The 21,896-nt window shown below is 71.3% G+C and carries 18 protein-coding genes and 2 pseudogenes; 6 read left to right on the plus strand and 14 right to left on the minus strand.

All coding sequences use genetic code 11. The annotated features are described in order from the left end of the window. From ABZV31_RS06645 to xylB, 8 genes and pseudogenes are all read right to left on the minus strand, one after another. A partial coding sequence (locus ABZV31_RS06645; RefSeq protein ID WP_355889076.1) for a hypothetical protein occupies positions 1 to 222 on the minus strand: 222 nt, incomplete at its 3' end. Positions 223 to 1,349: 1,127 nt separating this feature from the next. Next, on the minus strand, positions 1,350 to 2,873 hold the full coding sequence (adh, locus tag ABZV31_RS06650) for an aldehyde dehydrogenase (protein ID WP_355889079.1): 1,524 nt from the start codon (positions 2,871 to 2,873) through the stop codon (positions 1,350 to 1,352). A gap of 211 nt (positions 2,874 to 3,084) precedes the next feature. Beyond that, on the minus strand, positions 3,085 to 4,362 hold the full coding sequence (locus ABZV31_RS06655) for a GAF domain-containing protein (RefSeq protein ID WP_355889081.1): 1,278 nt from the start codon (positions 4,360 to 4,362) through the stop codon (positions 3,085 to 3,087). A gap of 178 nt (positions 4,363 to 4,540) precedes the next feature. Then, complete coding sequence (locus ABZV31_RS06660) at positions 4,541 to 5,140, minus strand: N-acetylmuramoyl-L-alanine amidase (RefSeq protein ID WP_355889083.1); 600 nt, start codon at positions 5,138 to 5,140, stop codon at positions 4,541 to 4,543. Between the two features lie 49 nt (positions 5,141 to 5,189). After that, positions 5,190 to 6,203 (minus strand): acetamidase/formamidase family protein, encoded by a 1,014-nt coding sequence (locus ABZV31_RS06665; RefSeq protein WP_355890045.1) that lies wholly within the window; start codon positions 6,201 to 6,203, stop codon positions 5,190 to 5,192. A gap of 273 nt (positions 6,204 to 6,476) precedes the next feature. Further along, positions 6,477 to 7,685 (minus strand): annotated as a pseudogene (locus ABZV31_RS06670) (APC family permease); the annotation flags it as partial. A gap of 217 nt (positions 7,686 to 7,902) precedes the next feature. Next, positions 7,903 to 9,111, minus strand: a complete 1,209-nt coding sequence (locus tag ABZV31_RS06675) for an ROK family transcriptional regulator (protein ID WP_355889085.1) — start codon at positions 9,109 to 9,111, stop codon at positions 7,903 to 7,905. Between the two features lie 43 nt (positions 9,112 to 9,154). Next, the gene (gene xylB, locus ABZV31_RS06680) at positions 9,155 to 10,600 is read right to left on the minus strand and encodes a xylulokinase (RefSeq protein ID WP_355889087.1); all 1,446 of its coding nucleotides are present in this window, start codon (positions 10,598 to 10,600) and stop codon (positions 9,155 to 9,157) included. 180 nt (positions 10,601 to 10,780) lie between these two features. Between xylB and xylA the strand changes: the two genes are divergently transcribed. Both xylA and ABZV31_RS06690 read left to right on the plus strand, forming a co-directional pair. Next, positions 10,781 to 11,947: a xylose isomerase gene (gene xylA, locus ABZV31_RS06685; protein ID WP_355889090.1), complete on the plus strand. Its 1,167-nt coding sequence runs from the start codon at positions 10,781 to 10,783 to the stop codon at positions 11,945 to 11,947. 495 nt (positions 11,948 to 12,442) lie between these two features. Beyond that, a complete protein-coding gene (locus ABZV31_RS06690; protein ID WP_355889093.1) occupies positions 12,443 to 12,712 on the plus strand; it encodes a hypothetical protein in 270 nt (89 codons plus the stop codon). A 5-nt stretch (positions 12,713 to 12,717) separates the two neighbouring features. On the opposite strand, the gene ABZV31_RS06695 is transcribed toward ABZV31_RS06690, so the two are convergent. Continuing rightward, positions 12,718 to 14,058: an esterase-like activity of phytase family protein gene (locus tag ABZV31_RS06695; RefSeq protein WP_355889096.1), complete on the minus strand. Its 1,341-nt coding sequence runs from the start codon at positions 14,056 to 14,058 to the stop codon at positions 12,718 to 12,720. Positions 14,059 to 14,579: 521 nt separating this feature from the next. Between ABZV31_RS06695 and ABZV31_RS06700 the strand changes: the two are divergent. Both ABZV31_RS06700 and ABZV31_RS06705 read left to right on the plus strand, forming a co-directional pair. After that, positions 14,580 to 15,737 (plus strand): annotated as a pseudogene (locus ABZV31_RS06700) (acyl-CoA desaturase). 70 nt (positions 15,738 to 15,807) lie between these two features. Beyond that, positions 15,808 to 15,990: a hypothetical protein gene (locus tag ABZV31_RS06705; RefSeq protein ID WP_355889098.1), complete on the plus strand. Its 183-nt coding sequence runs from the start codon at positions 15,808 to 15,810 to the stop codon at positions 15,988 to 15,990. Positions 15,991 to 15,994: 4 nt separating this feature from the next. On the opposite strand, the gene ABZV31_RS06710 is transcribed toward ABZV31_RS06705, so the two are convergent. The 3 genes from ABZV31_RS06710 to ABZV31_RS06720 form a co-directional block, all read right to left on the minus strand. Next, the gene (locus ABZV31_RS06710; protein WP_355889101.1) at positions 15,995 to 17,383 is read right to left on the minus strand and encodes a tannase/feruloyl esterase family alpha/beta hydrolase; all 1,389 of its coding nucleotides are present in this window, start codon (positions 17,381 to 17,383) and stop codon (positions 15,995 to 15,997) included. A gap of 217 nt (positions 17,384 to 17,600) precedes the next feature. Next, the gene (locus ABZV31_RS06715) at positions 17,601 to 18,443 is read right to left on the minus strand and encodes a hypothetical protein (RefSeq protein WP_355889104.1); all 843 of its coding nucleotides are present in this window, start codon (positions 18,441 to 18,443) and stop codon (positions 17,601 to 17,603) included. Between the two features lie 135 nt (positions 18,444 to 18,578). Beyond that, the gene (locus tag ABZV31_RS06720; RefSeq protein ID WP_355889106.1) at positions 18,579 to 18,875 is read right to left on the minus strand and encodes a hypothetical protein; all 297 of its coding nucleotides are present in this window, start codon (positions 18,873 to 18,875) and stop codon (positions 18,579 to 18,581) included. A 98-nt stretch (positions 18,876 to 18,973) separates the two neighbouring features. On the opposite strand from ABZV31_RS06720, the gene ABZV31_RS06725 reads away from it, so the two are divergent. Continuing rightward, a complete protein-coding gene (locus tag ABZV31_RS06725; RefSeq protein ID WP_355889109.1) occupies positions 18,974 to 19,879 on the plus strand; it encodes an oxygenase MpaB family protein in 906 nt (301 codons plus the stop codon). On the opposite strand, the gene ABZV31_RS06730 is transcribed toward ABZV31_RS06725, so the two are convergent. Beyond that, the gene (locus ABZV31_RS06730; RefSeq protein WP_355889111.1) at positions 19,856 to 20,389 is read right to left on the minus strand and encodes a PadR family transcriptional regulator; all 534 of its coding nucleotides are present in this window, start codon (positions 20,387 to 20,389) and stop codon (positions 19,856 to 19,858) included. The two genes, ABZV31_RS06725 and ABZV31_RS06730, sit on opposite strands and share 24 nt — an antisense overlap. A gap of 129 nt (positions 20,390 to 20,518) precedes the next feature. Here ABZV31_RS06730 and ABZV31_RS06735 point away from each other — a divergent pair, with 129 nt between their 5' ends. After that, entirely contained in the window at positions 20,519 to 21,274 is a 756-nt protein-coding gene (locus ABZV31_RS06735) for an alpha/beta hydrolase (protein ID WP_355889114.1), read from the plus strand. A 4-nt stretch (positions 21,275 to 21,278) separates the two neighbouring features. Here the strand turns inward: ABZV31_RS06735 and ABZV31_RS06740 are convergent, their stop codons facing one another. Then, positions 21,279 to 21,878 (minus strand): class I SAM-dependent methyltransferase, encoded by a 600-nt coding sequence (locus ABZV31_RS06740; protein WP_355889117.1) that lies wholly within the window; start codon positions 21,876 to 21,878, stop codon positions 21,279 to 21,281. Between the last annotated feature and the right edge of the window lie 18 nt (positions 21,879 to 21,896).

The following is a 21,896-nucleotide window of genomic DNA, read 5'->3' on the forward strand; positions in this document are numbered from 1 at the left end:
GGTGAAGGACAGTTTGCCGAGCAGCTTGGCGATCATGATGACTCCTCTCGCCTGTCTGAGACCTCCCAGCCGAGGGTTCAGCAAAGAAGTTCCCGGCATCACTAAATGGTACGCATACCATATTGTCACACATGCCGCATATGTCATATTCGGGTCATCATCAGCCGCACGCATGGATACCTGGTCGCCACCAGAACCTTCGGCAACGGGTGCAGCAGCCACCGAGCGTGTAATTCAGCCCACCGCCGGTCGATCCGTGCAGGATCTTGACCGGCACGCGGAATGGCAGGAGGGCTCTCCGACCGTCATCGGCCGGATGCCGCGGCCAGGTTACGGGCCCACGCAGTGAGATCCATGCTCGGCCGACTATGACGTAAGGCGCGGCGGCAGGGCGGTGATCAACCGGATGTCTCAGGACGTCTCGGGAGGCGCCACACTCGGCCTCTCAGATGACGCACGGAACGGCTCTTGATCAGGCAGAGCTAAGGCGCATGTCTGAGCTCCCTACGCAGCGGGACCACCCTGGGCAGTGAGTAAGCGCCTGCCGGGTCCTTCAGCTCACGCAGCTCACGGCAGACGAGAAAGAGCCCCAACGGACTGGAACCTCCTCCAGGATCATGTCAACGTACAACGACCCGGAAAACACCAGGTCAGCAGAGGGGTGCGGGCTTCCCGGCCGACCGGCAGACAGGCCGGCCGCCACGTCACTCCACAGCCCGCGCCACGCGATCCTGCGACCGAGCCCCACCCCGAGGAGGCCCACCTGTCGACTCCCGCACGATTCGCTCGCTTCACTGCCCCGCCCTCTTGCCGCTCGGCACCCTGAACGCATGGACCGCACAGGAGACGGAGGACTACGGCGCCCTGTCCACGGCGCTGTGTCTCTGCGTCTGCACGGCCAGGCGTTCTTCGGCTGCATGTACTTCGCGGCTATGCGGGAGGTGCACGAGGTGCACTCGCTCAAGCGTCGCGCGGCAAGCGCGACGCGGCTTGTTCCCATCCCGCCGCCATTCGTACGCATGTTGCGTGCCCATGTGAAACGGTACGACGTGGCACCTGACGGCCGACTCTTCCGGAACCAGGCTGGCAACTACGTGGACGCTGCCGCCTCCAGGCGAACCGCCTCATCGAGCAGTCCATGAACGAGTGGCAGCGCGTCAGCCAAGGTGAAGCGCCCGAGGGCTGAACCGGGGTTTTGGTCCGTGACTGGTCCGGAAGCACTGGTCAGGAGGGGTACAGCTGTGGGAGGAATGGGGGGTTGGCGTGCAAGCCGGGCTCGGTCGAGACCCGGGCTGAGCGAAAGGCGCCTGACGGGTGAAAACCCAGGTCAGGCGCCTTTCTTCGGGCGTCTAGAAGAAGCCCAGTTTCTTCGGTGAGTACGACACCAGGAGGTTCTTCGTCTGCTGGTAGTGCTCCAGCATCATCTTGTGCGTCTCGCGGCCGATGCCGGACTGCTTGTACCCGCCGAAGGCCGCGTGGGCCGGGTAGGCGTGGTAGCAGTTCGTCCAGACGCGGCCGGCCTGGATGGCGCGGCCGGCGCGGTAGGCGGTGTTGGCGTCGCGGGTCCACACGCCGGCGCCGAGGCCGTACAGCGTGTCGTTGGCGATCTTGACGGCGTCGTCGAAGCCGTCGAAGGACGTCACCGAGACCACCGGCCCGAAGATCTCCTCCTGGAAGATCCGCATCCGGTTGTCGCCCTCGAAGATGGTCGGCTGGACGTAGTAGCCGCCCTTCAACTCGCCGTCGTGCTCGATGCGTTCGCCGCCGGTGAGCACGCGCGCGCCCTCCTGACGGCCGATGTCGAGGTAGGAGAGGATCTTCTCCAGCTGGTCGTTGGAGGCCTGGGCGCCGATCATCGTGTCGGTGTCGAGAGGATGGCCCGGCCTGATCTGTTCGGTGCGGGCGACCGCAGCCTCGATGAACTCGGCGTAGTGGCCGCGCTGGATCAACGCCCGGGACGGGCAGGTGCACACCTCGCCCTGGTTGAGCGCGAACATCGTGAAGCCCTCGAGCGCCTTGTCGCGGAAGTCGTCGTTGTGCGCCGAGACGTCGTCGAAGAAGATGTTCGGCGACTTGCCGCCGAGCTCCAGCGTGACCGGTTTGATGTTCTCGGAGGCGTACTGCATGATCAGCCGCCCCGTCGTGGTCTCGCCCGTGAACGCGACCTTCGCCACCCGCGGGCTGGAGGCCAGCGGCTTGCCCGCCTCCACGCCGAAGCCGTTGACGATGTTCACCACGCCGGGCGGCAGCAGGTCGGCGATCAGACTCATCCAGTAGTGGATGGAGGCCGGGGTCTGCTCGGCGGGCTTGATGACCACCGCGTTGCCGGCGGCGAGCGCGGGCGCGAGCTTCCACGTCGCCATCAGGATCGGGAAGTTCCACGGGATGATCTGCGCGACCACGCCGAGCGGCTCGTGGAAGTGGTAGGCCACCGTGTCGTCGTCGATCTCGCCGAGCGAACCCTCCTGGGCCCGGATCGCGCCAGCGAAATAGCGGAAGTGGTCGATGGCCAGTGGGATGTCGGCCGCCAGCGTCTCCCGGACCGGCTTGCCGTTCTCCCAGCTCTCGGCGACCGCCAGGGGCTCCAGGTGTGCCTCCATGCGGTCGGCGATCTTCAGGAGGATGTCGGAGCGTTCGGCCACCGACGTCCGGCCCCAGCCCGGGGCGGCCGCGTGCGCCGCGTCCAGCGCCCGCTCCACGTCCTCCGCGGTGCCGCGCGCGACCTCCGTGAACGGCTGCCCGTTCACCGGCGAGGGGTTCTCGAAATACTGCCCCCGGGTCGGCGGCACGTACTCGCCGCCGATGAAGTGGTCGTAGCGCGCCTGGTAGGAGACGAGCGCGCCCTCGGTGCCGGGCGCCGCGTAACGGGTCATCCTGGTCTGCCTCCCTCAGCAGCGCTGCCCGCCGTTGGGCAGCTCTCGGCGCGAGGCTAGGGACGGCGACGTTGCAACGACGTTGCGTGGAGCTCGTTCCCGTCAGGCCGTGGGCGGGGCGTGAGCAGCCGGGGGCCGAGCTGCGGTCAGCTGTGGGCGAGGTGCGGTCGGCACCGGGTCGGCCTGCGGTCGGCTTCGGGTCGGCCTGCGGTCAGCGGGCTGCCGGGCGGGACCATCCGGTCGGCGCCGCCAGTTCCGCCTCGAGCGCGGCGAGGCGGGCCCGGACCGGCGCCGTGGGCCGTACGGCGGCCAGCGCCCGCCACACGTCGAGGTCGTCCTCGCCCCACGGCGCGTGCGCCCAGTCGGCCAGCAGGTCGGGATCGCGGCGGGCGATCAGAGCCGTGTGCAGGGCGTCGGCGAGGCGTTGCCTGAGCCGCACCACCGCCGGAGCGTGCGAGGTGGGCAGCAGCGGGCCCGTATACGCCGTCGCGGCCGCCGTGACCGCACCGGTCTCCAGCCGCCGCTCCACGACGGCCACGTCGGACCCGACGGGGACGGTGAGCCGGTACGGCCGCGACGCGAGCAGGCCCGGGCCGAGCAGCCTGCGCAGCCGTGCCAGTTCGGCCCGCAGCGTCACCGGTGTGACCGACTCGTCCTCGTACAGCGCGCACAGCAGCTCGTCGCCGGTCAGGCCCTCCGGGTGACGGGCCAGCAGCACCATGATCTCGCTGTGCCGGCGGCTCAGCCGGATCCTGCGGCCGCCCACCAGGAGCTGGGCCTCGTCGCGGCCCAGCGCGGTCAGCTCGGGCGTGTCGGCGGCGGGCCTGCGCGGGGCGAGCAGCGCCAGCTGCGACTCGGCGGCGCGCGCCACCGCCTGCACGAAGCCGAGGCTGTGCGGGTGCGCAAGTCCGTCCCCGCCGGTGATGTCCACGGCACCGAGCACCCGCCCGGTGCGCGGATCGTGCACCGGGGCCGCCGCGCACGTCCAGGGCTGGACTCGCCGGATGAAGTGCTCGGCCGCGAAGACCTGCACCGGCCGGTCGACGGCAACTGCCGTGCCCGGCGCGTTCGTCCCGACCGCGGTCTCCGCCCAGCGCGCACCCGGCACGAAGTTCATCTGCCCGGCCTTGCGCCGTGTCGTCGGATGACCCTCGACCCACAGCAGCCTGCCGTGCGCGTCGCACACCGCGAGCAGGTGTTCCCCGTCGGCGGCGAACGTGCCCAGCAGTTCCCGGAACAGCGGCATCACCGGTGCCAGCGGATGCTCGGCCCGGTAGGTGCCGAGGTCACCGTCCGTGAGCTCCACGCTCGCCGTGCCGTCGGGGCCGACACCGGCCCGTGCGGAACGCCGCCACGAGTCGGCCACCACCTGACGCACCGGTCGCGGCACCGTGCCTCTCGCGGTGAACGTCTCGTGTGCGCGGCGCAGCACCCGTACGCGCTCGGCAGGGTCGGCTCCCGGCTCCAGGGCCACCCACGGATCGGTCAACTCGGCCTCCTGGACTGCGATACGGCTGGGGACATCGTCACTCCGGGTGTGCGCGCGGACAACCTCTTCGACCGTCGTGCCCCGAACGATGGGCGGGCCGTTTCGGCCAGGCCGGGCCGAGCAGGTCGGACCGAGCCGGGCCCGGCCGGGCCGGGGCCCGCCCGATGGGCCGGTGCCGTCAGGCGAAGTTGACCAGCCTTATGTAGCGGACCCAGTCCCAGTTCGGCCCGGGGTCGGTGTGGTCCGTGCCCGGCACCTCGTAGTGTCCGATGATGTGCGCGCGGTCCTTGGGGATCCCGTACGTGCTGCAGATCGCCGCGGTGAGCCTGGCCGACTGCTCGTACAGGGCGTCGGTGAAGTAGGTGGGCCTGTCCACCCACCCCTCGTGCTCGATGCCGATGCTGTGCGTGTTGTAGTCCCAGTTCCCCGCGTGCCAGGCGATGTCCGTCTCACGGACGCACTGCGCGACATGTCCGTCGGTGGACCGGACGACGTAGTGCGCGGACACCTTCTTCTGCGGGTTCTGGAAGATGGCCAGGGTGTTGGCGTACGTCTCCTGCGTGACGTGGATGATCACGCGGTCGAGGGAATAGGCCGTGGGCCGGTTGGATGCCGTGCAGTTGGAGCTGCTGGCCGGCTGCCACTCGGCTGGCGGGTAGTCGACGGTCTGGGACCGGGCAGCGGCCCGTGCGGTGGGGAGTAACCCGTAGGGGACGGCGGCGAGGGCGGCGCCCTTCAAAAGCCGTCGTCTGCTGGGAAGAGGTCTTGCCCGGTCCATTGGCGATGGCCTTTCTGTGGGGGGATGTTCGTCGGCGGTCGGCACGCACTCAGCGCCGGAGTGCCGCCGCCGTCTCGCGCAGCCGTGTGTGCAGCCCGCGGTGAGTCTCGCGCACGGGCAGCCACTCCTTGCGGAGCTTGGCCACGCACGTGTAGTTGGTGTCGCACACGTTGGCCAACGGGGATTCGACGGCCTGGGTCGCGAACTGGTAGGCGTCCAGCTCGCTGAACCCGTAGTCGCGCACCAGCCACTGCACCAGGTCGAGCTGGGATATCCGGAACGCGTCCTCCAGCGGGCGCGCCGAGCCGGTCGAGATGATGTGCGTGTCCGACTCCAGGCGCGGCCACGGAGTGGCCACCCCCTTGAGGAGCTCGACGATCACCACCGTGTTCATCGCGCACTCCACGGCCACCCCGCAGGTCTCCCCCTCGCCCTGCCGGGCGTGCCCGTCGCCGAGGCTGAGCAGCGCCCCCTCGACGTTCACACCGAGGTAGCAGGTGACGCCGGCGCGCATCTCGGGCGTGTCCATGTTGCCGCCGTGGGCGTCGGGCACCAGGGCCGACCGCACCTCCAGATTCGCGGGGGCCACGCCCACGGTGCCGTGCATCGGGTCGATGGGCAGCTCGACCTCGATGTCGCCCTCTCGCGCCCGGAACAACGCCGTGCGCCGCGTCCGGTCCAACTGCCAGATCCACACCGTCTCCGGCAGCGGAGGCTGCAGCGTGGCCGTCGTGTGGGTTGAGGTGAGCGCGCCGAACAGCGGGACCGTCGTCGACGCCGCCCAGTCCCGGGCCGGTTCTATCGACACGAAGTGCACCGCGACCGTGTCCCCGGGCTCCGCGCCCTCCACGTGGAAGGGACCCGTCTGCGGATTGAGGAACGGGAACTCGCACACCTGCGACACCAGGTCCTTCTCGGACCGCACCCGCCCGGCGAAGCAGTCCTCGGTGTACAGGTCCAGGACCGTGCCCGGCGCGATGCGCGCCACGGGCGGCGCGCCGCCGAACGTCCAGGCGTACTCGCCCGGTTCGGGCCGCACGGACAGGATGCGGGGGTCGCTCATCGCTGCACAGCTCCGTTCTGACGAAGACCGGTGGAAGGGGAATCGTCGAGGTGGACGCGAGCGGTTTCCGCTATGCGCTCGGGGTGCCGGCGCATCAGCACGAGCAGCACCGCTGCCCCGGCCGCCATCCAGACGCCGACGACCGGTCCCGCGTATGAGACGGGGGCCGGTCAGCTCGGACACGAAGTCGAAAACCGGCAGTCCCGCCGCCGTGAGCAGCGCGGGTACGAAGGCCACGGTGCCGAGCAGCGGGAACAGCACGTGCCGCACCGGCTTGAGCGCCTCGCGCCGGCGGCGCAGGAAGTAGCCCGCGCAGGCGACGTTCACCACGATGTAGACACTGATGACGACCGTGACGATCACCGTGGCCAGCAGCAGGAACGCCGTCACGGGGTCGTAGCCGAACCCGAGCCCCAGCACCACCCCGACTGCCACGACGGTCTGCACGGCGATCCCGGCGACGGGGGAGCGGTAGCTCGGATGCAGGGCGGCCAGGAAGCGGGGCAGGACACGGATGCGGGCCAGGGCGAACGCCGTCCGCGTCGAGACGTTCGCGCACGCGTTGGCGTTGGCGATCGTGGAGTTGACCACGGCCAGGAACACCAGCACCCAGAACAGCCCGAACGACGCCCGCGCCACGCCCTCCCAGGAGGCGGCACCCGATGCGCCGAACGTCCCGAAGCGGTCCGGGCCGAAGAACACCGTCATCGCGTAGGTGGTGACCACGTAGAACAGGCCGATCGCGAGGGCCGCGCCGAGCACCGCGCGGTGCATCGTCCGGCGCGGGTCCCTCGTCTCCTCGGCGAGCGGGGCCGCGGCCTCGAACCCGGCGAAGGCCAGCACCGTGTAAACCGACCCGGCGAAGACCCCGCTGAGCCCCTCGTAGCCCTTGACCGTGTGCGACGTCCCGAACACCGACAGGGTGTTGTCCCCGCCCGCCTTGCCGATCAGCCAGACGGCGAAGACGAGGAGGACCATGACTTCGAAGACGCCGAGGACCGTGCCGAAGCGGGCCGAGGCCCGCACTCCGAAGTACCCCGCTGCCGCGATGACCGCGGCACCCGCGAGCGCCCACGGCCACCACAGGTCCGCCGGGTACGACGACCACTCCTCGTGCAGCGTGCCCGCGGTGGTGAAGCCGAGCTGCAGGAGGAGCAGGGGCGGCACCAGCGCCTCCACGAACACGTAACCCCAGCCGACGAGGAAGCCGACGGCCGGGTGCAGCCCCTGGGCCGCATAGGTGGCGACCGAGCCGGCTGCGGGCAGCTCGCGCGCCAGCTCGGCCACGCACGACGCGGTGAACAGGCAGGCCACCAGCGCGATCAGCACCGACAGCGGCAGACTGCCGCCCGCGAAGGCCGCGCCCGAGGGAATGGACGCGGCGACCGCCGCGGCCGGCGCCATGGCCGTGATGCTCTGGAACAGAACCTCGCGCAGCCCGATGGCATCGCGCCGCAGTCCGACAGATGTTTCCCCCGACATGTGAACCCCCTCGTCCACCTCGACACGCCTGCCGCCGACCCGATACGACGGCTGCGCCTCGCGTGAATCACGGTACGGCGCTTGCGGTTTGGGCAGAAGAGCGCGGCGTGGTTCGGTGGACGCGCAGGGAGTTGTGGACAACTCGGCCACTCGAACGAGTGAAGTGGTCCTGGAGTCGGGCTCGTTGGGCTTGGAGTCCGGCTTGTTGAGCCCGGTATCAGGCGCGTTCGGCCACCGCTGCCGGGTCGTCGAGGACGGCACGCACCACCGAGTGCGCGGCACCCAGCAGCGGACCCTCGGGACCGAGCCGGGAGACGGAGACCGGGCAGGCGGGGCCGGCGGTGCGCCGCGCCAACTCGGCCTCCAGCGAGGGCAGGAGCCAGGGCGCGAGCCCGGCCAGCGCGCCGCCGAGCACGACGGTCTCGGGGTCGAGCAGATTGACCGCCCCGGTCAGCGCGACGCCGAGCGCCGTACCGGCGTCGCGCAGGGCACGCCGCACATCCTGGTCGCCCGCGGCGGCGCGCGTGGCGAGCAGCCCGACCCGGTCCTCGCCCGGCTCCAGACCGGCCGTCCGCAGCACGGCCTCCTCGCCCGCGTACTGCTCCAGACATCCGCGCCCGCCGCAGGGGCACGCGGGCCCGTCCGGTTCGACCGGTACGTGCCCCAGTTCGCCCGCGAAGCCGCGCGTGCCGCGCAACAGCCGCCCGTCCACCACGAGCGCCGCACCGATGCCGATCTCCGCCGACACGTGCAGGAAGTCGCGCGGCATGCCGTCGCCCAGCCAGAGTTCCGCGAGCCCGCCGAAGTTGGCCTCGTTGTCCACGGTCGGCCGGAGCTCGGCCGGCAGCAGGGCGCCGAGGTCGATGTCGTGCCAGTCGAGGTTGGGAGCGCGGACGACCGTACGGCCGTCGCCGGCGATCAGAGCGGGCACGGCTACCGCGAGTCCCGCCGGCCACAGGCTCTGCTGCTCGGCCTCGGCGACGACCTGACGTATCAGCGCGGTGAGCTCCTGCGTCACCAGTGCGGGGGAACGGCCCCGGTTAGTGCCGTGCCGCACGGCCCGCGCCCGTACCTCCCCGCGCAGATCGACCACGCAGGCCGCGAGGTGGTCGACGCCGACCTCGGCGCCGACCCCGGCCGGGCCGTGCCCGCTGACGGCGAGCGCCGAGCCGGGTCGGCCCACCCGGCCGGGCCGCTCGGGGCCCAGCTCTTCCAGCAGCCCCCAGCGGATGAGCTCGTCGACGAGCGTCGACACCGCCGCACGGGTCAGCCCGATGCGCGAGGCGACCGCGGCCCGGGACAGCGGCCCCTCGGCGCTGACGGTGTGCATGACCCGGGCGAGGTTGCGGCGGCGCATGCCCTGCTGGGTGTCGGGCAGCGTGCGCCCGCGACCTGCCCGGTGGGCCTCGTGCAGCGGTGCGGTCATGCCTCCGTCCGTCCTCGGTCGGTGTTCGTCAGTGGGTGAACGGTCAGCGGGTGTCCGTCCCCCGCTCCAGCAGCGGGGCCGCGTCGGAGAGTACCCCGGCGATCCTGGCCAGCGTCGCCTCGTCCCGTTCCACCGCGTCCAGCACCGGCCCGTCGGCCGTCTTCCAGCGCCGGGCGACCGCGGCCGGATCCTCGCCGGTGAGCACCCCCGCCGCTTGGGCCGCGGCGCCCAGCGCGACCAGCTCCTTGGCCTCGGGCACCTGGACCGGCCGCCCCGACAGCCGCCGTACGGTCTGCTGCCATGCGGTGCCCCGGGCGCCGCCGCCGATCAGCAGCAGGGGCGTTGTGCGGTCGGCGTCCTGGTCGAGGACCAGGTCCAACGCGCCGAGCAGCGAGTGGACGGCACCGTCGTACGCGGCCTGCAGCAGCTGCCCCGCGGTCGTGTCGTGGCGCAGCCCGTGCAGCAGCCCGGAGGCGTTGGGCAGGTTAGGGGTGCGTTCGCCGTCCAGATAGGGAAGCAGGGTGACGGTGGTGCCGGGCTCGACGGCCTCCCGGTCCAGGCCCAGCAGGCCGGCGACGCGATCGACGGCGAGCGTGCAGTTCAGGGTGCAGGCCAGGGGCAGCCAGTCCCCGCGCGCGTCGGCGAAGCCCGCCACCGTGCCGGACGGGTCCGCGGGGCGGTGCCGGGAGACCGCGTACACCGTGCCCGAGGTGCCGAGGCTCAGCACCGGCGTGCCGGGGCGCAGCCCGAGGCCCAGCGCGGCGGCGGCGTTGTCGCCAGTGCCGGGCGCGACCAGGGTGCCCTTGGAGAACGGCAGGTCGTGGCTGTCCCGGACGGTCCCCACCACCTCGCCAGGCCGCACCACCCGGGGCAGCAGCGCCGGATCGAGCCCCACGTGAGCGAGGATCTCCTCGTCGTACGCATCCGTCGCGGAGGCCCACCAGCCCGTCCCCGAGGCGTCGCCGCGGTCGGTCGTGCCCAGGCCCGTCAGGCGCTCGGTGAGGTAGTCGTGCGGCAGGCGCACCGCCGCCGTCGACCGCACCGCCTCCGGCTCGTTCTCGGCCAGCCACGCCCACTTCGTGACCGTGAAAGAGGCACCGGGCACGCTGCCCGTGCGCTCCGCCCACGCCTTGGCGCCGCCCAGTTCCTCGACGAGACGGCGGGCCTGCGGGGCCGAGCGCACGTCGTTCCACAGCAGGGCGGGCCGTACGGGATCACCGTGGGCGTCCAGCGTGACGAGCCCGTGCTGCTGGCCGGCGACCGACACGGCGGCGGCCTCGCGCGCCGCGTCCCCGCACTGGTGCAGCGCCTCGCACAGGGCGTCCCACCACTGCCGGGGGTCGCTCTCGCGGCCGGCCCCGGAAGAGACGGTGTGCGGCGCCTGGCCGCTCGCCACGACCTGCCCGGTGGCTGCGTCGACGACGAGCGCCTTGGTGGACTGGGTGGACGAGTCCACACCGACGACGAGCGGACCCTCGGCTGCTGACATCGGGCTCTCCCTCTTTCCGCGGCTCGCGGGATCTGACCTGGTGTTTCTGCGGTGTCCGGGCCGCGGCGACCCGGGCGCCACCCCTTTCGGGGCCATCTTGTCCCTTCCCAGGGATGCGTCCGCATACTAATTTGTAAATCGCCATGACGAAATAGTCGCAAGCGAGCAAGGAGCCGCGGCATGAGCTACCAGCCCACCCCCGAGGACAGGTTCACCTTCGGCCTGTGGACCGTCGGCTGGCAGGGAAGGGACCCGTTCGGTGACGCCACGCGCCGCGCCCTCGACCCGGTCGAGACGGTGCAGCGCCTGGCCGAACTCGGCGCCTACGGAGTGACCTTCCACGACGACGACCTGATCCCCTTCGGCTCCTCGGACACCGAGCGCGAGTCGCACATCAAGCGCTTCCGCCAGGCGCTCGACGCGACCGGCATGACCGTGCCGATGGCCACCACCAACCTCTTCACGCACCCCGTCTTCAAGGACGGCGCGTTCACCGCAAACGACCGCGACGTGCGCCGCTACGCGCTGCGCAAGACGATCCGCAACATCGACCTGGCGGTCGAGCTGGGTGCGAAGACGTACGTGGCCTGGGGCGGCCGCGAGGGCGCCGAGTCCGGCGCCGCCAAGGACGTACGCGTCGCCCTCGACCGCATGAAGGAGGCGTTCGACCTACTCGGCGAGTACGTCACGTCCCAGGGCTACGACCTGCGCTTCGCCATCGAGCCCAAGCCGAACGAGCCGCGCGGCGACATCCTGCTGCCCACCGTCGGCCACGCACTGGCGTTCATCGAGCGCCTGGAGCGCCCCGAGCTCTACGGCGTCAACCCCGAGGTGGGCCACGAGCAGATGGCCGGGCTCAACTTCCCGCACGGCATCGCGCAGGCACTGTGGGCGGGCAAGCTCTTCCACATCGACCTCAACGGCCAGTCCGGCATCAAGTACGACCAGGACCTGCGCTTCGGCGCCGGTGACCTGCGCGCCGCCTTCTGGCTCGTCGACCTGCTGGAGAGCGCAGGTTACGACGGCCCGCGCCACTTCGACTTCAAGCCGCCGCGGACCGAGGACCTGGACGGCGTGTGGGCGTCGGCGGCCGGGTGCATGCGCAACTACCTCATCCTCAAGGAGCGTTCGGCCGCCTTCCGCGCCGACCCGGAAGTCCAGGAGGCCCTGCGCGCCTCCCGGCTGGACCAGCTGGCCCAGCCCACCGCGGCGGACGGCCTGCAGGCGCTGCTCGCGGACCGCACGGCCTTCGAGGACTTCGACGTGGAGGCGGCCGCCGCCCGCGGGATGGCCTTCGAGCGCCTCGACCAGCTCGCGATGGACCATCTGCTGGGGGCGCGCGGCTGAGGTCGAGGTGCACGCGCGCGTGCGGGGTTACGGCGTCACGCGCGCATGCAGGGCTTCGGCGTTACGTGCGCGTGCAGGGCTTCGGTGTCACGTGCGCGTGCAGGGTTTGGCGTCACGTGCGTGCGTGCGGAGCTTCGATGTCCGGCGCGCGTGTGCGGATCCTGGGCGTCACGCGCGCGTGCTCTCGGCCGAGCCGCCTTGAGCCACGCCGTTGAGCGGGCCAACCCCGCGCGGAATGCTCCGGAATCATGCGGTCCATGACATGGGTCCGTATCAACGTCCGCGCGGGGGTCGCGCCCTGACCGGTTCGCGGCAACGCTTGGCGGTATGGCCATCCCGCCCGTACCGCCTCAGCCGCCCGGACCACCAGGCGACACGCCGCCGCCGGACGGCGGCTTCGGACCACCTCCTGGAGACAACGGGTCGCCTGCGTACGGCGGTTGGCCGCCGCCTGAGCCGCGGAGGCGCAGAAACCCGCTGCTCATCCTGGCCACCGTGATCGTGGCCGCCGGGGCGATCGCCGTCGTGTTGGTGATGGCCTCCGGGGGGAGCGGCGGATCGTCGGACAGGAAACGCCCCGCCGAGAGCAGTCCACGCACCAGCCGCTCGCCCGGTCCCTCCCTGAGCATCCCGACCGTGCTGCCGACGAAGCTCCCCAGTAAGCTGCCGTCCCTGCCCTCCGACTTCCCGAGCAACCTGCCGAGCGGAGTTCCGAGCGACCTCGAATCACTGCTCCCCTCCCTGGAGGGCGGCGGGCTCCCGTAACCACATCAGATACGGCAGGGCAGACGCACGAAGGTCACGGTGGTCTCGATGCCGCTGTCGATCAGCCGGCCCTGCGCGTCGAACGCGCCCGCGCCGTCCGTCATCCCGAAGTCGTTGTCGTTGATGAGGGCGAGGGTGTCGTCGTCCACGCGCGCGATGCCCTCGATCTTCCCGGGCACACCGGCCACGGTACCCAGGTCGACGACCAGGCGCTTGGCGAGGACCGGCACGCCGGCGGCCGCAGGGTCGTCGAGCTGCTCCAGCGACGGGGACGTGGTGTCGTCGTCCCAGGGCCCGCCGAGGATGTCGGCGTCGCGCCGGAGCTTCACCAGCTGCAGTCGGGCCGCCTTGTCGGTGCGCTCCTCGATCAGCAGCCGGTCACGGCCCACGGCGACCACCGAGGAGATCTTCAGCTCGGAGGTGTCGTCCTCGTTCGGATCGACCACGTTCACCGGGTCGAAGCGGTACGCGTACTCGGCGGTGACCGCCTGCTTCGTCGGCGAGAAGCGCAGCAGCCTGGTCGTGCGCGAGGCGCCTCCCGCGTCGCCGTCCGGCAGGGACAGCGGGCTCTGCAAAGCCATCACGAGGTCCCCGCTGGGCAGTTGGGTCAGTCCCTCGAAGCCGCGGTTGATCTTCCGGTGCAGCAGGACGGACGGCAGCGCCTCCACCACCGGGTAGTCGGTGCCGGTGAGACCGAGCCCTTTGGGCACATAGCGCGTGAGCACCTTCCCGCGCGCGGAGACATGGATCAGGGAAGGGCCGTACTCGTCGACGAGCCAGAACGAGCCGTCCTCGGCCCGCACGATGCCCTCGGTGTCGAGGCCGTTGGGGTTGTACGACAGCAGCGTCCCGGCGTCGTAGGAGTAGGGCACCTCGTCGCGTCCCGCCTGGTTGGGCAGGCCTGTCACGGGCTTGCCGGAGGAGGTGGTGAGGGGGAGCGCGTCGAGCACCTCGACGGTGTCGCCGGACACTCGGATCCTCACGATCGCCGGGTCGAATCCCGGCACGGGGAACGTGCGGCGCTTCTTGCCGTCCACCTTGATCTGGCCGTTGGGGCCGCGGTCGGTGACGGTCCAGAACTCGCCCTTGCGGCCCGCCGGAAAGATGTCGCTGCCGATGCCGCCGAGGTCCACGCCCCGGTCGTCGCCCACGGTGCCGGGCAGGAGCGCGTTGCTGAACGCGCCGAGCGGTATGTCGCCGAGTGTCGCCGTGCGGGTGACGTACGCGTTCCCCGACGGGGCGGCCGCCGCCGTTCCCGCCGCCGCGAGGGCGGCCACCAGGGCGAGGGGGACACCCGCTGCGAGAGAACGGTGGATGCGGCGCCGGCCGGGGGCGTGCGGGGACATCGGGCCTCCTGGGGACAAGTGCGATGACAGCGGCAAGAGTTGGGCCCGGTGCGTAACACCGGGCGACCGGCGGATGAATGTCAGGCATCAACCACCGGTCGGGCTGGGACGTGCCCCCTGGAAGCGGTGTCCGAGGGGGCGCCGTCCCGCGCCGGCTCGCGCTCGAGCGTGGGAGGCGGTGACATCCATTGCGGGGCGGGTCGACCGGCACGAACACGGCGCAGCACTGGGTCAGTTCGGCCATCTCGGGTGGTGCTGCCGCGGAAATCCCGGGCACAGCGACGCCGACCCTCGAATTCGACCACCGGGGGCAAGGGCCGCCGGGGTACAGCACGCCGACGGCTACACGGAACGGAGTGACGGTGACGTGGGTCACCTCGGCGTAGGGGGTGCCGTCACCCCCCTGTCGGCGCGGGGCTGACCCCCGCATTGACCCGGGGGATGGCGCCATGGTGGCCACAGGCCTCCGATACGTACGTTTCCTCAGGTCAGGCCGTTGCCGAGAGAGCCGGAGACCAGCCATGCCCCAGCCCACCGCAGCCGTCGCGGTCAGCTCCGAGGAGACGACCGGCGCCTCACCCGCCGGCAGCGAATTCGCGCGCCCCTGTTGCGCACGGTCAAGGGCGCGCGCCTCCCGGAGCGGCGACATGCCTGGTACGTGCGCGGCATCACCGCCAACGCTCTCGCGCTGGCCGGTACCGTCACCGGGCTCCTCTGGTCGGCGATTCCTGGTGGGCGCTGCTCCGCGCTGCTCCTGGCTCCGCTGCTCGCCGTGCTCTGCGCACGCACGGCGTTCATAGGCCATGACGCGGGCCATTCCCAGATCACCGGCAACAAGGCCATCAGCCGGCTCATCGGCCTGATCCACGGCAATCTGCTGCTCGGGCTCAGCTGTTCGTGGTGGAACGCGAAGCACAACCGCCACCACGCCAACCCCCATCACATCGACAAGGATCCGGACGTCGCAGCGGACGTCCTGGTCTTCACCGGGGAGCAGGCCAGGCAGCGGACGGGCTTGCGAGGCTGGCTCACCCGCAACCAGGCGTGGCTGTTCTTCCGGCTCACCCTCCTGGAGGGAGTCGCCCTCAAGGTCCACAGCTTCAAGGACCTGCGCCGACAGGCTCCCGGGGAGCGGGCCCTGGAAGGCGCCCTGCTGGTCGGCCACGTCGCCGCCTACACGTCGTTGCTGCTCGGCTGCCTGTCCCCCGGCAAGGCGCTGGCCTTCGCCGCCCTCCACCAGGCGCTGTTCGGCCTGCACCTGGGCCTGGCCTTCGCACCCAATCACAAGGCATGGAGATGCCGGATCCGCGCGGCGAGCGCTGGGGTCACCCGTGCCGCCAGGTGCTCACCTCCCGCAACATCCACGGCGGAGCCCTGACGGACTGGTTCCTCGGCGGCCTCAATTACCAGATCGAGCACCACCTGTTCCCCAGCATGCCCCGTCCGCACCTGCGGCTCGCCCAGCCCCTGGTACGCGCCCACTGCCGGGACCTGGGCGTCCCCTCGTGGAGACCGGCCCCCTCGACTCCTACCGGCAGGCCCTGCGCCATATGCACGAGGTGGGCGAGCCCCTCAGAGCGGAGCAGGCGATGCTGCGCCGGACCGGCGAGGAGACTCGGCGCGAGGCGGCCAGTAGGGGCGAGCCTCAGGGACGTCTCAGGGGCGTCTCAGGGTCGTGATCCGGAACTGCCGGAAGGGCGGAGCCGTTCTCACCACAGAGAGCGGCAGTGGCCGCGAAGGAGGCGACAGATGTCGAAGAACGCGAAGATCGCCGCAGGAGGTGTGGCGGCCGGGCTCATCCTGCTGATCTGGCTGCCCTGGTGGGCCGCACTCCTGATAGTCCTGGGAGTCCCGGCCGCCGCGTACCTCGCGCTTGACCCCTCGCAGCGGCGCAGGCTGCGCCGTGTCACCCACAAGGAGCTCGGCCGCTGAGGAACTACCGTGCCGACGCGGTACCCCCCAAGGCGCAGGCGTCGACCACATCGCCTCCCGCGGGCCTGCCGACGGTCCGGTCCGCGGGAGGCTTGACACCGCGCTCCACCCACGACGCCAGCGCGTCGAACGCCGACCGGTAGCACGGCAGGATCGGCCGCAGCCGGTCCGGATACGTGTCGTACAGCCCGTCGACGTGCGTGCCGCCCTGGATCGTGTAATAGCGGTGCAGCCGGCCACGTCCGCTCGCGTCGACCATGCGCGCGTACACGTCCGAGTCCGCCCGCCTGGGCAGCAGCGCGTCCAGGTCGCCGTGCAGCGTGATCAGGGGTCTGCCGATGCGCCCGGTCAGCGCCACGCGGGCCACGGCCCGGTGGACGGACGCCGGACGGGCCGCAAAGTCGTATGCGGCGTCGGAGGCGCACGGTGCCAGGATCTGCTCCGGCGTGGTCCCCGCGGACGGGCCAGGGCAGCTCGGGTCGTACCCCGGGTCGAACTCGGCGCGGTAGATCTTCTGCGTGACGCCCCAGTAGGCCTGTTCGTGGTACGGCCACAGGAACTCGGAGCCCCGCGCGAAGCCCACCGCGTACAGGTCCTCCTCGCTCGCCGAGCCCAGTGTCCGCGCGACCGCGGCGGGCAGCGAGGTGAGCAGGCTCGGGCCGTCGGCCGTCCACAGGGCACCCTCCCAGTCCACGCCCCCGTCGTACAGCTCCGGGTGGTGTTCCAACTGCCAGCGTGTGAGGTATCCGCCGTTGGAGATGCCGGTCATGTACGTACGGCGCGGGGCGCGCCCGTAGCGCTGGGCCACCGCGTCCTTGGCGGCTCGGGCGAGCTGGGTGGTCCGTGAGTTCCACTCGGCGACGGCGTCACCGGGCCGGGTGCCGTCGCGGTAGAAGTCGGCTCCGTTGTTGCCCTTGTCGGTTGCGGCATAGGCATAGCCCTGTGCCAGCACCTGGTCCGAGATCGCCTTGTCCGTGGCGTACTGCTTGCGCGTGCCGGGCGCTCCGGTGACCACGAGACCGCCGTTCCAGCGGTCCGGCAGCCGGATCACGAACTGCGCGTCGTGCCGCCAGCCGTGGGTGGTGTTGAAGTGCGAGGAGTCCGGGAAGTAGCCGTCGATCTGCACCCCGGGCACGCCGGACGGCGTGCGGGTCGCCCGGGCCGTGAGCCCTGCCTGGTCGGCGGTGTCCGTGTAAGGGGTCCCGCCGAGTGCCGTGGTGGTCAGGTCCGGCAGACAGGCGCTCTGCTGAAAGGCCGCGCCCGGCACCCGTACGCGCTCCTGACGCGCGCAGTGGCCGTCGTGACCTGCCGTGGCTTCGGCGGGTGACGGCCATGTGAGAGCGGCCGTCACCAGCGTGGCGGCAACGAGCGGAACACCTCGGGACAGACGCATGACGGGCCTCCAGGACGCGACGAGCGGGGGAACAGCACGGGCAGTGGAGCCCGGAGCTGCCCCATCGTGCGGGCCTGCCTCCGCGTCATCCATGGGTTGGCGCCACACCAAGTGGCGGCTCGCCCTAGGGAGCCAAGACATGCATCGGAGGTGCAGTCCCGTGCTCCGCAACGATCTGCGAGCTGTCCCGCCGAGCCGCTGCCGTTGCCCGCAGCGGTCAGCTCGGGCGGACCGCCAGCTTGTCGAGGGCCTCCAGCAGGCCGGGCAGCTCCGGGCCACGGCCGATCGGCAGGACTTCGCCGGGCTCCTCGTCGAGGAGCACGAAGGCGATGTCGTCGGTGCGGGCCACCAGCGACCAGCCCGGGCCGTCGGCCCGCAGGGTCCGCGCGTCGCCCGGGGCGAAGGACGACCTGACGCGGCCCAGCGGCGGTGGCGAGTCCACGTACGCGCGGGCCTCCGCCAGCACGCGCCGGATGCCGCTGTGGCCCTTTGGCGCGTTCTCGTCGGCCTCGTCCGACGAGCCGTCGTTCGCCTCGGACCTGCCGACCGGAGCGGGGAAGTCGGCGTCGTCGATCTGCTCCCGCCACACCGCCCACTGCAGTGCGATCTCGTCGGCGCCCAGTCGACGCTGGGCCGGGCCCCAGGTACTGGTGTCCGGCGGCGACAGCACGGGCCCGTCCGCGACCTCGGGGTCGGGATCGTGCGGTGCAGGCACGCCGGGAGCCGCGACGGCGACCGCGAGGGGCCAGCCCGGCAGGGCGGCGACGACCGTGCGCTCGTCGGGCGACAGGTCGTACTCCATGCCGCAGTCCCAGGACGCGATGGCAACGGCGACCAGCGAGACGTCGTCGATGACGACTGTCCATCGTGCCCCGTCACCGTCCTGGCCGAGCACCAGGCCGTACCCGTCGGCGCACGGCGCGAGACCGAGCGCCGCACAGGCCTCCGGATAGTCGTCGCCAAGCACACTCGGGAACTGCGCCGGCGTCAGCAGTACCGCCGTGAGCACATAGAGCGCATCGTCCGCGGCGGCGACGGCGTCCTCGTCCGTCCCGGCCATCCCAGCCTCCCCATCGGTTGGTCCAACGGCGCGCACCCTAGTGCGAGCGGAAGGCGGTTGTCACGACTCCTGTGGCACTCGGACCTGCAGTTTTCCACCTGGACGGGGGCGAAACGACCGTTGGGCGTCCGCGGCTCAGGCCGCTGGAAGCCCGAGCAGCGCCCGTGCCACCGTCCGCGGCGACTCGTCGCGCTCCCGCGCCAGCGCGATCACGGCACGGCACGCCAGCTCGCTCACCCCGAACGACAGGGCCTCCGGCGACACCCAGGTCGTGGCCTCGTCGATCCGTTCCTGATCGTCCTCCGCGCAGGCCGACACATAGGCGGCAGCGGCCTCGAACAGATTGTGCGCGCGGGTTTCCCGGCCATTGCCCATCTCCGCGCGCAAGGAGGTGACGAATCCGGCGAAGGACTTGCGGAGCCTGGCCAACATGCGGACCACCTTCCCCTGCGTGGTTTCCAGCGCTGAACGTTCATCTGCTGCTACTCAACGTAGAGTTGGAGCTTCGACGGCAGAAGGGGGACGGTGCGGTGCAGCGATTCGACCGGCTTGAACAGATCCGCCGGATGGATCCGGTGGCGGACGCGTCGGAGATCCTCCGGCTCACCGTTGCATACGAGTTCCCCTGGGATTACACGCGAGCCCTGGAGCTGGCCCTCTACCGCACCTACGCCGTCCCGAGCATCGGCCGGCTGCTCGCCGAGACGGCGGAGCTCACCGACCGTACGCAGAGGCGCTACGACGACACGTCGCTGCTCCTCGACGCCGTCGTGGAGCACGGTTTCGGCAGCGAGCAGGGCCGCACGGCGATCCGCCGCATCAACCGGATGCACCGCAGCTACGACATCAGCAACGACGACATGCGGTACGTGCTCAGTACGTTCGCCGTCATGCCCAAGCGGTGGATCGACGCCTATGGATGGCGTCGGCTCTCCCGGCACGAGGTGGTCGCGTCCGCCGTCCACTACCGCACGCTGGGCCGGCACATGGGCATCAAGGACATCCCCGAGTCCTACGAGGAGTTCGAGGCCCACCTCGACGCCTACGAGGAGGCCCACTTCGGCTGGGACGAGCAGGCCCGGCGGGTCTCCGACGCCACGCTCGACCTGATGGCCTCCTGGTATCCGCGTCCCCTCGCGCCCCTCCTGCGCACCACGACCCTCGCCCTGCTCGACGAGGCGCTGCTGCGGGCCTTCCGCTACGAGTCCCCGGCCGGTCTCACCCGTGCGTTCGTGCGCCGTGCGGTGCGGACCCGAGGACGCGTCGTGCGCCTGCTGCCGCCGCGGCGGGCTCCGCACTTCGCGCGGCAGAACTGGGAGATCAAGAGCTATCCGAACGGCTACCGGCTCGCCGACCTCGGCACCCGCCCCGTCCCCGGCGTCCGGGGCTGCCCCGTGCGGCACGCCGCCGGCTCAGCGGGCGGCTCCGCCCAGTGAGTCGATCGTGGCGCGCAGCCAGGCCAGTTCGGCCTGGGTCGTGGCCCGAGCGATGGTGAGGATGCCCCGCCGGAAGGGGTCGTCGAGCTCCTCGGCGCGCACCGGCCTGTCACCTTCGTAGAAGAAACTTGTGGGCGTCTCCAGGAAGGCCAGTCTGCGCCGTAGTACGGCTGCCTGGGCGTCGGGGTCGTCCAGGTGCCTGAGAAAGGCGAGCAGGGTGAACCAGCGGTTCTCGTCGGTGATGTCCCGCTGGACCGGTTCGGCCAGCCGACGGCGCAGTTCGCGCCTGCCCTCCTCGGTGAGCGTCAGGACATGGCGCGGCGCGGCCACGGACCCCGGCTCCGTGGCCCGCTCCAGCAGACCCGCCTTCTCCAGCCGCTTGATCGCCGGGTAGAGCGTGCTTTCGGCGACGGGCCGCACGTGTCCCGTCAGCGCCGTGATGCGTTTGCGCAGCTCGTACCCGTGCAGGGGGGCGTCGTACAGGAATCCGAGGATGGCCAACTCCAGCATGGCGGCATTCTCTCGCAGGGGCGCTGTACATCGAAAGCTGAATACACCGTGTTTGCTATACATCGGGCACGAGGTATCACCTGTGAGGTGATCAGAAACGCCAACGGTGGCACTAGAGGGAGGGCGGGCATGAAACAGGCCGAGTTCGACGGGAGAGGCAGCTGCATCCGCTGGACGGAAACGCCGGGTGAGGAGCCCGCGCGGGTGTACGTGCACGGACTGGGCTCGGTCTCGGCCGTCTATCACGCGCACATCGCGGCCCGTCCCGAGGTCGCGGGCCGGCGCAGTCTGTTCGTCGATCTGCCCGGACACGGCATCAGCGACCGACCCGAACAATTCGGTTACACCCTCGAGGAGCATGCCGACGCCCTGGCCGCCGCGCTGGACGAGGCGGGGCTGACCGGCGCCGAGCTGATCGCGCACAGCATGGGCGGCGCCGTCGCGATCGTGCTCGCCCACCGCAGGCCCGACCTCGCCTCCCGCCTGGTCCTCACGGAGGCCAACCTCGACCCCTTTCCGCCGCCCACCGCGGGCAGCAGCGGGATCGCCTCCCATGAGGAGGACGCGTTCGTCAACGGCGACCACGCGCGCGTGCTGGAGAAGGTCGGTCCGCTCTGGGCGGCGACCATGCGTCTTGCCGACCCGCGCGGACTGCACCGCAGCGCGGTGGGGCTCAGGCGCGGCTCGGCCCCCACGATGCGCAGCATCCTCTTGGGGCTCACCGTCGACCGCGTGTACCTGCAGGGTGAGCTCAGCGGCGAACTCGGAGGCAGGGAGGAGCTGGAAGCGGCGGGAGTGCGCGTGGTGACCGTGCCCGGGGCCGGCCACAACGTCATGTTCGACAATCCCGACGTCTTCGCGGCAGCCGTCGCAGGGCGGCTGTGACGGGTCAGCCTTCCCGTACGGCCAGCGCCAGGAAGCGGGCCTCCTCGTCGACGTACGACGTCATGCGCCACCCAGAACCGGCCAGCAGCGGACGGAGGTTGGGTTCCGCGCGCAGGTCGTCCGGTGTGATCCGGCGCCCCTGGCGTGCCGCGAGCGCCGCCCGGCCGATCGGGTGGAACAGCGCCAGCATGCCGCCGGGGCGCACCACGCGCGCCAACTCCCGCAGGTTGTCGGCGGGGTGCGGCAGGTGCGCGATGAGGCCCGCGGCGAACACAGCGTCGAGAGACTCCGGCATCAGGGGCAGCGCACTGACGTCGGCGAGCATCAGCCGCCCGTCGCGGTTCCGGCCGGCCCGTACGGCTTCCCGCAGCATCGCCGGGGTCAGATCCGCCCCGACGACCACGCCCGAGGGCCCCACAGCCGCGCGCAGCGGCGGAAGGGCGCGGCCGGTGCCGCATCCCGCGTCGAGCACGCGGTCGCCCTCGCGCAGCCCGAGCTCGGCGACCGCGGCCGCGTAGGCGGGGCCGTCGTCGGGGAACTTGGTGTCCCAGTCGGCCGCGCGGGGGGTGAAGAACTCCTGGACGTGTGTGCGGTCGTCGCTCATGTTCCGCATGATCCCTCA

It is taken from the genome of Streptomyces sp. NPDC005202, from assembly GCF_040608235.1.
Classification (GTDB): domain Bacteria; phylum Actinomycetota; class Actinomycetes; order Streptomycetales; family Streptomycetaceae; genus Streptomyces.

What these genes read in the sequence shown, in the direction of transcription:
- adh (WP_355889079.1), bottom strand. Translation starts at nt 2,873, where the DNA reads ATGACCCGTTACGCGGCGCCCGGCACCGAGGGCGCGCTCGTCTCCTAC.
- ABZV31_RS06660 (WP_355889083.1), bottom strand. Translation starts at nt 5,140, where the DNA reads ATGGACCGGGCAAGACCTCTTCCCAGCAGACGACGGCTTTTGAAGGGC.
- ABZV31_RS06665 (WP_355890045.1), bottom strand. Translation starts at nt 6,203, where the DNA reads ATGAGCGACCCCCGCATCCTGTCCGTGCGGCCCGAACCGGGCGAGTAC.
- ABZV31_RS06675 (WP_355889085.1), bottom strand. Translation starts at nt 9,111, where the DNA reads ATGACCGCACCGCTGCACGAGGCCCACCGGGCAGGTCGCGGGCGCACG.
- xylB (WP_355889087.1), bottom strand. Translation starts at nt 10,600, where the DNA reads ATGTCAGCAGCCGAGGGTCCGCTCGTCGTCGGTGTGGACTCGTCCACC.
- xylA (WP_355889090.1), top strand. Translation starts at nt 10,781, where the DNA reads ATGAGCTACCAGCCCACCCCCGAGGACAGGTTCACCTTCGGCCTGTGG.
- ABZV31_RS06695 (WP_355889096.1), bottom strand. Translation starts at nt 14,058, where the DNA reads ATGTCCCCGCACGCCCCCGGCCGGCGCCGCATCCACCGTTCTCTCGCA.
- ABZV31_RS06705 (WP_355889098.1), top strand. Translation starts at nt 15,808, where the DNA reads ATGTCGAAGAACGCGAAGATCGCCGCAGGAGGTGTGGCGGCCGGGCTC.
- ABZV31_RS06710 (WP_355889101.1), bottom strand. Translation starts at nt 17,383, where the DNA reads ATGCGTCTGTCCCGAGGTGTTCCGCTCGTTGCCGCCACGCTGGTGACG.
- ABZV31_RS06715 (WP_355889104.1), bottom strand. Translation starts at nt 18,443, where the DNA reads ATGGCCGGGACGGACGAGGACGCCGTCGCCGCCGCGGACGATGCGCTC.
- ABZV31_RS06720 (WP_355889106.1), bottom strand. Translation starts at nt 18,875, where the DNA reads ATGTTGGCCAGGCTCCGCAAGTCCTTCGCCGGATTCGTCACCTCCTTG.
- ABZV31_RS06730 (WP_355889111.1), bottom strand. Translation starts at nt 20,389, where the DNA reads ATGCTGGAGTTGGCCATCCTCGGATTCCTGTACGACGCCCCCCTGCAC.
- ABZV31_RS06735 (WP_355889114.1), top strand. Translation starts at nt 20,519, where the DNA reads ATGAAACAGGCCGAGTTCGACGGGAGAGGCAGCTGCATCCGCTGGACG.
- ABZV31_RS06740 (WP_355889117.1), bottom strand. Translation starts at nt 21,878, where the DNA reads ATGAGCGACGACCGCACACACGTCCAGGAGTTCTTCACCCCCCGCGCG.